Origin of the sequence: Pontibacter diazotrophicus, assembly GCF_003367245.1 — a bacterium.
GTDB classification, from domain to species: Bacteria; Bacteroidota; Bacteroidia; order Cytophagales; family Hymenobacteraceae; genus Pontibacter; species Pontibacter diazotrophicus.
Map to the genome: position 1 here is coordinate 1 of NZ_QRGR01000058.1, position 12,140 is coordinate 12,140.

At 47.3% G+C, this 12,140-nt stretch carries 10 protein-coding genes; 5 read left to right on the forward strand and 5 right to left on the reverse strand.

Features of this window, described 5'->3' with window-relative positions:
- The first annotated feature begins 244 nt into the window (after window positions 1–244).
- The 3 genes from DXT99_RS26265 (at window position 245) to DXT99_RS26275 (ending at window position 2,708) form a co-directional block, all read left to right on the forward strand.
- Complete coding sequence (locus DXT99_RS26265) at window positions 245–1,348, forward strand: BT_3928 family protein (RefSeq protein ID WP_115568576.1); 1,104 nt, start codon at window positions 245–247, stop codon at window positions 1,346–1,348.
- 142 nt (window positions 1,349–1,490) lie between these two features.
- Window positions 1,491–2,000 carry a shikimate kinase gene (locus DXT99_RS26270; RefSeq protein ID WP_115568577.1) on the forward strand — a complete coding sequence of 170 codons (510 nt, stop codon included), beginning with the start codon at window positions 1,491–1,493 and terminating at the stop codon, window positions 1,998–2,000.
- Between the two features lie 99 nt (window positions 2,001–2,099).
- Complete coding sequence (locus DXT99_RS26275; protein WP_115568578.1) at window positions 2,100–2,708, forward strand: sterol desaturase family protein; 609 nt, start codon at window positions 2,100–2,102, stop codon at window positions 2,706–2,708.
- Between the two features lie 148 nt (window positions 2,709–2,856).
- Here DXT99_RS26275 and DXT99_RS27285 read toward each other — a convergent pair whose 3' ends face one another.
- Window positions 2,857–3,030 (reverse strand): hypothetical protein, encoded by a 174-nt coding sequence (locus DXT99_RS27285; protein ID WP_181885284.1) that lies wholly within the window; start codon window positions 3,028–3,030, stop codon window positions 2,857–2,859.
- A 634-nt stretch (window positions 3,031–3,664) separates the two neighbouring features.
- Here DXT99_RS27285 and DXT99_RS26285 point away from each other — a divergent pair.
- Window positions 3,665–5,185, forward strand: coding sequence for a malate:quinone oxidoreductase (locus tag DXT99_RS26285; protein WP_115568580.1), 1,521 nt, complete (start codon window positions 3,665–3,667; stop codon window positions 5,183–5,185).
- A 164-nt stretch (window positions 5,186–5,349) separates the two neighbouring features.
- On the opposite strand, the gene DXT99_RS26290 is transcribed toward DXT99_RS26285, so the two are convergent.
- Entirely contained in the window at window positions 5,350–6,381 is a 1,032-nt protein-coding gene (locus DXT99_RS26290) for a spore photoproduct lyase family protein (protein ID WP_115568581.1), read from the reverse strand.
- 203 nt (window positions 6,382–6,584) lie between these two features.
- On the opposite strand from DXT99_RS26290, the gene DXT99_RS26295 reads away from it, so the two are divergent.
- Window positions 6,585–7,667, forward strand: a complete 1,083-nt coding sequence (locus DXT99_RS26295) for a spore photoproduct lyase family protein (RefSeq protein WP_246001066.1) — start codon at window positions 6,585–6,587, stop codon at window positions 7,665–7,667.
- Window positions 7,668–7,781: 114 nt separating this feature from the next.
- Here the strand turns inward: DXT99_RS26295 and DXT99_RS26300 are convergent, their stop codons facing one another.
- The 3 genes from DXT99_RS26300 to DXT99_RS26310 all read right to left on the reverse strand — a co-directional run.
- The gene (locus DXT99_RS26300) at window positions 7,782–8,429 is read right to left on the reverse strand and encodes a hypothetical protein (protein WP_115568582.1); all 648 of its coding nucleotides are present in this window, start codon (window positions 8,427–8,429) and stop codon (window positions 7,782–7,784) included.
- Window positions 8,430–8,956: 527 nt separating this feature from the next.
- Window positions 8,957–10,879 carry a CocE/NonD family hydrolase gene (locus DXT99_RS26305; protein WP_115568583.1) on the reverse strand — a complete coding sequence of 641 codons (1,923 nt, stop codon included), beginning with the start codon at window positions 10,877–10,879 and terminating at the stop codon, window positions 8,957–8,959.
- A 275-nt stretch (window positions 10,880–11,154) separates the two neighbouring features.
- The coding region (locus DXT99_RS26310; RefSeq protein WP_115568584.1) for a sensor histidine kinase at window positions 11,155–12,140 on the reverse strand (986 nt) is incomplete at its 5' end.

The following is a 12,140-nucleotide window of genomic DNA, read 5'->3' on the forward strand; positions in this document are numbered from 1 at the left end:
TTTGGAAAGTGCTCAGAAGGGTAATCAGGATAGGCAGGAAAGAAAAAAGAAGAGACAAGAACGGGCTACTAAAACCATCACCAAATGATATACTTTATCCTTAGCCTGACGGCTATGGTCAAAAGACACAGCAAGGGCGTCGGGAGATTTTAGTGGCAAATGTTTTCTTAAGTTGACGGCATTGGAGGGTTAGGGATGATTGGCCCCAGAACTGTAAGTATCAAATTGTATTGTTAAGTAAGTAATGAAGTTTATAAGCAAATTCTGCTGGCTTTTTGTAGGAGTGCTGTTCATATTCTCGGGTCTGATTAAAATCAATGACCCGGTAGGCACCGCTATAAAATTAGAAGAGTATTTTGAAGTGTTCGCTACGGACATTTCGCCCATCTTTAAATCATTTGAACCCTATACCCTCTTTCTGTCTATCTTCCTGAGTGCGGCAGAGATTGTGCTGGGCGTAGCCCTGTTGGTGCGCTGGAAGCTGAAGACCATTCTCGTGCTTTTGCTGTTGATGATCGTTTTCTTCTCTTTCCTGACGTTCTACTCCGCTTTCTACGACAAAGTGACCGACTGCGGCTGCTTCGGCGATGCCATTGTGCTCACTCCCTGGGAGTCCTTCACAAAAGACCTGGTGCTGCTGGTGATGATCATCATTCTGCTGTTTACGCAGCATCACCTCCCGCCTTTAGTGCGGCCTGCAACAGGGGCTGTTATCACCATCATAACGGCAGCCATTTCTGTTATGGTAGGGTGGTATGCGTACGAGCACCTGCCTTACATCGACTTCCGCGCCTATAAAGTGGGCAACAACATACCTGCCCTCATGCAGCCGTCAGCACCCTTGCGCTACAAATATATTATGACAAAAGATGGCCAGGAGCAGGAGTTTGAGGAGTACCCTACCGACGAGAGCTATACCTTTAAGCAGATGGTGGCGATCAACCCGGAGGATGGCCCCAAAATTACAGACTTCAATGTGTGGAACGACGAGGGAGACTTTACGCAGGAGGTATTAACAGGTAATAAACTGCTGATTTTGGTGCAGGATGTGACGAAGGCAGACCAGACAAATTTCAAAGAAATCAACAAGCTGGTGAAGGCGGCGGAGCAGCAGGGAATCACACCGCTGGCGATAACGAGCAGCAGCGGCGCTGACTTTGAGGCTTTCCGCCACGAGGTGAACCTCGCCGTTCCGTACTTTTATGGGGATGGCACCGTACTTAAAACCATTATCCGCTCTAATCCCGGCCTCCTGCTCCTGCAGGACGGCACCGTGAAAGGCAAATGGCACCACAACGACACACCCGATATTGAGGAAGTGCAGGAAGCACTGGCAGAGGAGGAGTAGAAGCGTTATTCGTTGTTCGTATTTCGTTAAAACGAACAAAGCACGAAGAACGAGTAAAGCTATTGGCCGAAGTACAACTGCTGTGGCGGGCGCGCCCATTTGTAATTCATAATTCATAATTCATAATTCGTAATTAAAAAAGATGTTAATCTTTTTGATAGGTATGATGGGGAGTGGCAAGACCACACTAGGCAGGCAACTGGCGGAGCGGTTAGGCTACGCCTTTGTGGATTTAGATGAGTACCTGGAGAAGAGAGTTGGACGCAGCATAGCAGAGGTATTTGAACAGGAGGGGCAGGAGCGGTTTCGGGAGTTGGAGCGGGAGGCGCTGGAGGCGGTGGTGCTGGATTACGATGATGCCGTCATTTCTACAGGAGGCGGTGCGCCCTGTTTTTTCGATAATATAGACTTTATAAACAGGCACGGGGTAAGTTGCTTTTTAGATGTGCCGGTAGAAGAAATATCCAGAAGATTGCTGGCCTCCAATTTACAGGTGCGGCCACTGCTGGCAGGCAAGTCGGAAGAAGAGGTCAGTTCTTTCTTAGCCAAAACATTAAGCCTCCGTAAGCAGTTTTATGAACAGGCTAACATTCAACTAAAAGGGCCGGCCATTTCCGTAGAGCAGTTACAACATTTGCTCAACAATAACTGACTAGGCTCGTTAAACTGTTCTAAGGGTGCTTATACAGGCACTTTGTAAATAAAAAATTAAGTAATTTTGCAGCATTAATAAGTATAGCAAAATCTAACTATGAGACCTAACCACAAAGGACGCGCTCAGATTTTCGAGAATCCCTTACTTGAGCGACTGACCCGAACACATATTGCCCTTCCAATTTCTATTTTCGTGATTTTTGCTATTGGGCTGATTTACTATGGCATCACTTACAGCTTTATTGGTGTAGTAGAAGCTATCAGCTTGTTTATTGCCGGGTGGCTTCTTTTTTCGCTGCTCGAGTATATCGCCCACCGCTTCCTTTTCCATATGGAGACGGATACACCTACAAAAGCACGCATACAGTATACTTTCCATGGCAATCATCATGAGTATCCGAAAGACAAAGAACGATTGGCTATGCCGCCTATCGTGAGCGTTTTTGTCTCCTCTTTGTTGTTCTTTGTTTTTAAACTGATTTTCGGGCAGTTCGTGTTCGGTATATTGGCTGGCTTGCTGTTTGGCTACGCCATGTACCTGTTTGTGCATTATGCTGTGCATGCGTATGCGCCACCTAAGAATTTCCTTAAAACGCTTTGGGTGCATCACAGCATCCACCATTACAAAGACCCTAGTGTTGCTTATGGCGTATCGTCTCCGCTCTGGGACTATGTTTTAGGAACAATGCCGAAGCGAGCAAAATAAAACAACGCATTTGATACAGGTAAAAAGGGAGCCGGCAAGGGCTCCCTTTTTAGTTCCTTATGTTCTTGTGTAGAGCTCTGAAAGGTAAAGACAGAAAAAGGAGCCGGCAAGGCTCCTTTTTCTGTCTTTTTTGCTTTCTACTTTCTCGTTATCTGCCAGTAAACCTCCGGAAAATCCACACGATTATCAGCACAACTATAACAATGATAATGAGTGCTGTCCACATACCAGCTTTAAAAATATCACCAACTACTTCACAGCTACTCAGTGTAAAGGTCAGCAATATGAGTAGTGTCATAAAGTAGACTCTTATGTTTTTCATAGTTTTATACATTTAGGTTCCAGGCTGTTGTTTAACTGTATGCTGGCAAAGCATAGTCAGCCGCTTATATGATAATATTGCCATGCTAATCTTACTGAATCAAAGCCTAAAAGGTTATTTTGGATTAAACATAGTTTGTAAAAAGCATGAAAAAATGACAGCCGCCTTTGTCTCAAAGCACAACCATTTTACAATAGGTAAAGTAGCTCTATAGCACAAAGGTTAGCTCTGGCTGTGCAAGGCTATGGTTCTATTTAATCAAATAAAAAACCTGCTTTTTTTTGCTATTGGAGCACATTTGCCCTCTTGTTTGATGGCAAATGTGCGTGCTTCCAGGTTCTGGCAAGGGTTCTTTTAAAATAGAATAACAGCGCTTGGCGCGCTCGAAAAGCTGCAGTCAGATTTTCGATGTGCGTATTGCAGTTCAGAAAAATGATCTTTTAAGCATGCTTTTATGTCACTTTGCTGCTGCTATAGCGGAGCTAGCAAAGAAGTGCACATTTTTTGCTGCCTTGCTTTTCGGTTATTTATCTGCATTTAGAGCTGTTTTAATGTCATAGTTAAATAAAACCCGTAATATTCTTTAGACGAAGTTTAAGAAACAGAATATTCTCTTGTAACCTACATATACATTATGATGAAGCGTAAAAATTCTTCAGAGACAGGTCCTGATGTAGTGCTGATTGGTGCTGGTATTATGAGTGCCACACTGGGCGTGCTGCTTAAGGAACTGCAACCTGATATAACCATAGAAATTTTCGAGCGGTTGGATGTGGCGGCGGCAGAAAGCTCTGACGCATGGAATAATGCCGGCACAGGCCACTCTGCCTTCTGCGAACTAAATTATACACCAGAGCTCCCCGATGGCTCTATAGAGACCTCCAAGGCCGTTAACATTGCGGAGTCTTTTGAAATATCAAAGCAGTTCTGGGCTTACCTGATAGAGAATAACCTTATCCAGATCCCGGAGTCCTTTATCAGAAGTACACCCCATATGAGTTTTGTCTGGGGCGAAAAGAACGTTGACTTCCTCAACAAGCGCTATGCTGCCCTTACAAACTGCCACCTTTTTAAAGGGATGGAGTATTCTGAAAACCCGGAGCAACTGGAAGAGTGGATGCCGCTCATTATGGATGGCCGCGATAAGTCACAGAAAGTGGCTGCTACCCGCATGGACATAGGGACAGATGTAAACTTTGGGGAACTGACACGCTGCATGTTTGACCATCTGAAACAGATGGAAGGCGTAACGCTTCATTTCAACCATGAGGTCCGCAAGCTGAAACGGCAGTCTGATGGTTCCTGGCGACTAAAGGTAAAAGACAGGTCATCCGGGAATAAGCGTAAAGTACATACCAGTTTTGTTTTTATAGGCGCAGGCGGCGGTTCCCTGGCGCTGCTCGAAAAATCGGACATTCCGGAAGGCAAAGGCTATGGCGGCTTTCCTGTAAGCGGGCAGTGGCTGAAGTGCACAAACCCGGATGTGATTCAGCAGCACCAGGCGAAAGTATACGGAAAGGCTGCAGTAGGTTCGCCACCTATGTCTGTGCCGCACCTTGATACCAGGATGATCAACGGAAAGAGGGAGTTGCTCTTCGGCCCTTATGCCGGGTTCTCAACCAAGTTCCTGAAGAAAGGCTCTTACTTTGACCTGCCTAGCTCTATCAAAATCGGTAACCTGCGCCCCATGATGGCAGCAGGCATCAAAAATATCCCGCTTACCAAGTACCTCATCAACCAGGTACGCCAGTCGCCGGAAGATCGCCTGGCGGCACTCCGGGAGTATTACCCGAATGCCAGAAGAGAAGACTGGGAACTGGAGCGGGCCGGACAGCGCGTGCAGGTAATCAAGAAAGACCCGAAACACGGCGGTGTGCTTGAATTTGGAACAGAAGTAGTGAGTGCAGCCGATGGCTCTATCGCCGCATTGCTTGGTGCCTCGCCAGGTGCCTCTACGGCGGTTTCTATCATGCTTACGCTGCTGGGCCGCTGCTTTAAAGATGAAGTTAACTCTAAAGAATGGCAGGCCAAACTAAAGCAGATGATACCGTCTTACGGAGAGTCGCTTGGAGAAAATGGCCAGTTGCTAGAGGAGGTAAGAGAGCATACCAGCGAAGTGCTGGGGCTTAAAAACATGGAGCAGGTGCAGAAGTAAGCAGCAGCCTTATAGCTATGGCCTGCCTGCGGGAGCGCATGATATACCATCGCTCCCGCAGGCGGGCCATTTTGTTTGGTGTAACGATATACTTAGCCGGGTTAAAAAGAAAAGCCTCTGCGAGCATAAATGCAGGCAGAGGCTGGCTGGTGAAGCAGCTTTAATTAGAAGATGTAGCGTATGTCACACCAGGGAATAACCTCCTGTTGCAACCGCTTAAACTCACTGATCCATCTTGCCTTTAGCTGGTAGCGGTACCGGACATTAACGCCGCCAAACTGGCTTTGCTTCGTTTCCTGTATTGCCGGCATCCAGATCAGGTCCTCCGCCTTCGGGTTGATAGCCAGGTTTGCCTCGTGCTGCCACTGGTTATGCGTCAGGAAAATCACCTCGCAACTCATCTTCTTCTTTAGCTCGGGGTGCACCACCTGGTTCAACTGCTCAAACAGCTCCCTGTACTCCTCCAGCCATCCCTCATGCACAATTACCGGCGAAAAGTTAACATGCACCTCATAGCCTGCCTGGTAAAAGTCGTTAATGGCAGCCAGCCGCTTCTCCAGCGTATCCGTTCGTACATCTACCAGCTTGCTTACTTTATGAGGCAGCAGGCTGAACCGGACGCGGGCTTTGCCCTGTGGGTCATACGTGAGCATCTCCTCATTCACGAACTTGGTGGCAAAGGTGGCAAACGCTTTTGGGTGCTGTCTGAAAAAAGCCACCGTTGCCGCTACGCTGTCAGACAGCGCAGCATCCACTGATACATCAGAATTACAGCCAATGTCATAGGTATAGTACTGCGGATGCGTTTGGTTTGGCACTTTCGGCCAGGGTTGCTTCTGCACGTGCTTGTTTATGGCTGCCAGTATTTCCTCTGTGTTCGTGAAAAGCGTGATGGGGTTTACAGGTTTGTTGCGGTCTACATAACAGTAGGCGCATGCCCCCATACAACCGTTGGCAAGGCTGGGCGATATAAAATCTGAACTGCGGCCGCTCTCACGGCATACCAGTGTTTTCAGGCGCCCCAGGACCAGCACATTCGATTTTACCTGGTAATGATTTCCCTCCAATTCAGGCAGCCTGTTATGTTGTTTTATCTCCTGATGTACCGCCTCAGGATAAGCGAGTAAGGCCTTTTTCCCGCGCTCATTCAGCGCGTCAGGCGTGTAAAAAACAGTAGATGGATTTAGTTTTTGCATACGTTTTTATAACAGCCATACCACCTTTAATGTTCATGTAAAATAATTATTAAAGTCATTGACAATCAGTGATTTATGTGTTTGAATAAAAGATTTTTTCTGAATTAAACAGCGGGTGAATATGTTTCTTTTATAGCACCAGATTTGCCTGCTGTAAGGTTGTTTGCTGTGCTGAAACCACACCTAAAAGAGAGATATATTTAATGGAAGCAGTTCAGGAGAAAGCAGTTATAAAGACAAGTCAGCGTTCCGGAAAGCTATGGATGCCCAGGCAGGTGCTTATCACGCCAGCCGCGATGGAGGAGCCTTGGGGTAGGCAAATTTATGAGCGAGTGAAGGGTTTAGGTTTGCCTGTGCAGGAGCTGAAGCATAACCGGCTTACAGGGCTGCGCGGCGAAGATGAGCGGGAAACGTACCGAAAGGCAAAGAGCACCCTGGCTATTGTAACAGCACCGCCCAGTGCCCTCAAACTACAACCTATTCCGCCCTCCGCTGACTGGCAGTTCCATTTGGCGGAAGGATGCCCTGCCCATTGCCAGTACTGCTACCTGGCGGGCAGTTTGCAGGGGCCGCCTGTAATCAGAACCTTTGCTAATTTACCGACCATCCTGGAGAACCTGCTTCAGTATAAAAAAGCAAACCAGGTGACCACGTTTGAGGCAAGTTGCTATACTGACCCGTTAGGTATCGAGCACCTGACAGGGAGCCTGGCAGAGACTATGCGTTTCTTTGGTGAGCAGGAAAATATGCACCTGCGCTGGGTCTCTAAATTTGACCAGGTGGACGGGCTATTGGCCTTACCGCACAACGATAACACGCAGCCCAGAATCAGTATCAATACAGACTTTATCGCCAGAAGAATGGAAGGAGGCACAGCGTCTATAGAAGCTCGGTTGGCAGCTATCCGTAAACTGGCTTTGCCAAGGGCAGAAGGAGGAGGGGGCTACAAGGTAGGTCTGGTGATTGCACCCATTATGCCTGTTCCGGATTGGGAGGAGCAGTATACAGATTTGTTGGACAGGTTGGAGCAGACACTGGATTTCCCTTGTGAAATAACCTTTGAGCTCATCAGCCACCGGTTTACGGCAGGCTCCAAAGCCATTTTGCAGGAGTGGTACCCGAACACCATTCTGGACTTTGACGAAAGCAACCGCTCCATGAAGTACAATAAGTTTGGCGGCAAAAAGTATGTGTATCCTGCAGCCATTATGAGCTCACTGCGCAGCTTTTTCCAGAGCGAGTTAAAGAGTCGCTTTCCAAATGCTCCTATCTTGTACTGGACATAATATGTGATGGGTTTAAATACAGCAGCTGCTCTGCAAAAGTGGCTGCTGTATTTCCTTCTCTTCGCTTATAACAATAGGAGCCGGTTTATGCGCAGCATTCAGTTAGCAATAGAATCAGTTAGCGCTTACACGAATGTTGCCAGAAGATGCATGGGAGACGAAGAGACTCAGGAAGTTTGCGGGTGTTGCCTCATAATACTCTTCCTCCAGGTGGTGTATTGCCTTTACGTGCCTGCAAATTCTTGCGTTATTGGCAAAAGGCAGCTGGAACCTGATCACATGCTGGTCATTAACTAACATGGACTTAACCATGAATACCGCATTGTTCCTGTACCAGTGCTTCTTGCTGATGGCGAAATGTACATTGTTCAGAAACTGCTGGTTAATCTCGGCTTTGCCTTTGGCGGCGTAAACCTCAAAAAAATTGGTGACCTCCAGGTAGTGCGTCTTACCGTCTTTGGCGGCCACAATAGCCTGAAGCGCCTCCAACTGCTCCTGTGTAAAGTGCACCACCTGTTTTTCATCAGGCAGATCCACTACCATCAAAAACCAGGGAGAGCCTTTGTATTTAACAGTTAAGGGGCGAATAGAATTAAAAATAATGCTACTCTTCCGGTTGTTCGTTGCAGCCATAAAATTGCCTGCAGTGGCTGTTTCCCCCACCGTTTCCAGTGACGCAGTGATAGTGTTAAATTTTTCCTGTGAAAATGCTGTTGTTGCTGTCAGCAGTAAAGAGAGCAAATAAAGCAAGAATGTTTTCATGTGCTAATATGGGCTGTTGGCTTACGTTGCGTGCTAAAAATAATTACTTACAATTTTCTCTTGCAGAGATGAGGTGCTGCAATTATATTGAAAAGCAAATATATATAATTATATATATTAAGATGTATTAAGCAAATATTTTCTTTTTTGTTTCGGTTACCAGGGCTATCTCACAGAGCAGAATATGGTAGGTTTGCATGCTGTTCAATTATAGCAGAAGCGAATAGCATGCAGTGGTGTGCCTGATAGCTTTAGTTGAATGTTGACTGAGCAAATAAACTCATTGAAGATGTCCGAAAAGGTAAATGCTACCTCATGAGAGTTGATTGTTTAAAATTGCGCTGGGAGGGTGGATAAATTCAATACACAAAAAAGAGGCTGCCCCGACTTTTCGGACAGCCTCAGAGCTTTTACTCAAGCACATGAATCATTCAATAATGTAGCATATTGGAAGCAGGAGCCTCAATGCGCTATAACAGTTTGCTGGACAAATGGATTCTCTCCAGCAAACTGTTATAATGTCATGTTTAATCCGGCAGCACTTTTATTTGTAAGTGCGAAGCCCTTTGGGCATCATGATAAATCTGAATAGTTGATTTGATATAATCTTCCGGATCTGCCTCGTAAATGTTGATGAACTGCTGTGGGTTGCGATCAGCGAGCGGGAACCAGGAGCTTTGAATCTGCACCATTAGCTGGTGCCCCTTTTTGAAGGTATGCAGCAAATCAGGCACCTCAAACTTAACCGGGGTTGGCTCATTGGGTGTAAACGCCTCTGGTTTCTCAAAGCTGTTTCGGTAGCGGCCACGCAATATCTCGGCACGTACCAGTTGCTGATAGCCGCCCATAACCGCATCACTACCTTCGGCGGCTACGGTATCTGGGGTGTCTTCAGGGTACACATCAATTAGTTTTACTACAAAATCGGAATCAGTGGTGCTTATGCTGGCAATCAGGTCGGCTATAACCGGGCCGGCCAGAGTTAAGTCTTCGGTTAAAGGGTCAGATGTATACGTGAGTACATCCGGCCTGCGGGAGGCAAAGCGCTGATCGTCGAGCATGTATTCACGGGTACGCTTGCGGTGGACTTGCCCCTGGTATGGAACCGGATTGGCCGGATCAGAAAGGTATTCATCAAAAGAGTTGGTTACAGTGGGCGCCGAAAACCCGATTTTACCATCCGGAAGCAGGTATAGGTTTCTGTTCTCAACTGCTTTTGGTGGCCAGACCTCAAAGGTGCGCCACTCGTTGCTTCCGGTTTCAAATACGGTGGCTTCGGCTAGCTTGGGAGCGTTGCCCTGGCCTTTCAGGTGGTAATTCATGAAAGGCAGAAATAAGCTGTCGAGGTAATATTGGCCGGTAGGTTGTTCAAAACTGATATCACCCAACGATTTCGCATCAGACCACCAGCACCCATGGCACCAGGGCCCCATTACCAGCTTGTTTGTTGCGTTCGGGTTTTGCTTCTCAATTTTCTGGTAGGTTTCCAGGGCACCAAACAGGTCTTCGGCATCATACCAACCACCCACTGTTAAAATAGCGGGCTTCAGCTTGTTGGCGTGCGACAAAGGGTTGCGGCTTTTCCAATAGGAGTCATAATCAGGATGGGCCAGAATATCGTTCCAGAACGGGATGCTGTCTTTAAAGAACTCAGTGTTTGCGCGCTTCGGGGTTTGCACGGTGTTCAGGAAGTAATCATAGTTGTCGCGGTTCTTGCTATCAGTTACACCAAACGTGCGGGTAGCGGGTTTGTCGGGCTCGTCCTGATCGAAACGGGGCAGAAAATCGAAAAAATCCATCCAGAAGAAAGCGCCCTTGTGGTGCACATCATCGCCTACAAACCAATCGGTAACAGGGGCTTGTGGCGAAACTGCTTTTAGAGCCGGATGGTTGCTGATAGCGGCAGCGGTGCTATAGAAGCCCGGGTACGATACACCGTGCACCCCAACATTGCCATTGTTGCCTTTTACGTTTTTCAATAACCAGTCAATGGCATCGTAGGTATCTGTGGCTTCGTCGGGTTGTTTTTGCCTTTTCTTATTGGCATTGTCTACCAAGGGCCTTTCATGGGAGAACTCACCTTCTGAGCGCCAGCGGCCGCGTACATCCTGCTCCACAAAAATGAACCCTTCCCGGGCCAGCCTGGCAAAAGAGCCGCTACTGTACAACCGCCCCTGAATACGGGTGGCATTGTAAGGCGTGCGGGTCATCAGGAAAGGATACTTCTTTGAACCGGAAGCATCTTTGGGAACAAACACTTCGGTGTATAGCTTTACCCCGTCGCGCATCGGAACCATTACTTTACGGTGTTCATAATTCTTTGCCAGGTACACGCTGTCCTGGTACTGCTGCGGTTCTAACTTTGTGCTGACGGTGCTCTGGGCAAAGATATTGGCGGAAATAAATGCCAAAAAGAAAACAGAAAACAGCCGACGGAAGTCTATCATCATAAAAGCGGTTTAGAGGTTATAGCAGCAATATAAACACTTCCGTTAGATTTATTCTAGCTAAAAAATTGATCATTTATTCAGATGGTCAGAAAATAAATTCCCCATATTGGTAGGGTCCTGAAGCAAACTCAAAACCAGGATACCTTGGGGATAAAACAGGGGGTAATAAGGTGATGCTGTAAGTGTTTCCAAATTCATACCTGTTAAGCCTTGTAGAAAGCTACTGTCTTTTGGCTGCGGAAGAAGGGCTATAGCAGGTAAAATCCCTGTAGAAGTTACTCTTCTACAGGGATTTTAATGCTTACTAATGTACCACCAGTTTTAGGGCTGGTGATGGTAAGGCTACCATTTAAGAGCTTTACACGGTCTTCAATCGTCCTTAGCCCCAATCCGGTTGTTTCGCTTTTCCTGTATCTAAAGCCTCTGCCATTGTCGCGAACCTTTAATACGATCTGCTTCCGTTTTCGTGAGAACTGAAGGCTCGCCTCCGTAGCCTGTGCATGTTTAACAATGTTGTTGACCAGTTCCTGACTGATGCGGTAAAGGGCTAACTCCAGGTAAGATTCCAGTCGCCCCTCCAGCCTTTCCACCTGACAGTATACCTGAAAAGAACTTTGGTCGTACCTCCTGCACAGATCATGAAGGGCTTCCTTTAAACCGAATTCCTTTAGTACAATCGGGACGAGCTCATGTGAAACCCTGCTGGTTTCATTGATAGCTTCTGCCAGCAGTTCCTCAGTACGTTTGACGGCTGATTCCGGCACTTGCCGCGCTACCTGGTCCAGGTTTAGCTTGGTTGCGAACAGAAGCTGGCCGATTCCGTTGTGCAGGGACTCCGATATTCTCCTTCTTTCCTCTTCCTGTGCCTCCAGTATGGCCAACAACAGGCCCTTCTGCTGATCCAGCCGAAGTTCCAGGTTTTCTTGCTCCAGTTGCTTTATTTCGGATATGTCCAGGTTAACACCCAGCGTCTTCTTGCCCCTTCCCTGCTTGTCCCGCAGCAGGACAGCCTTTACCCTCATGGTGACTACCTGACTGTTGGGTCTGATGCGTATGGTTTCCTCCAAAGGCTCTTGACTTTCCCGGAAGTGATGCACTATTCTTTCCGCCACAGGACGATCTTCTTCTATCACATAGTCCAAGTAGAGCTCCGGCTTTACCGGGCTGCCTTCCGGTATACCAAAGAGGCGGTACATGCCCTTTGACCAGTGGAGTGCTCCGGTGTCAATGTCATACTCCCAGCTGCCTATGCGCGCTGTTT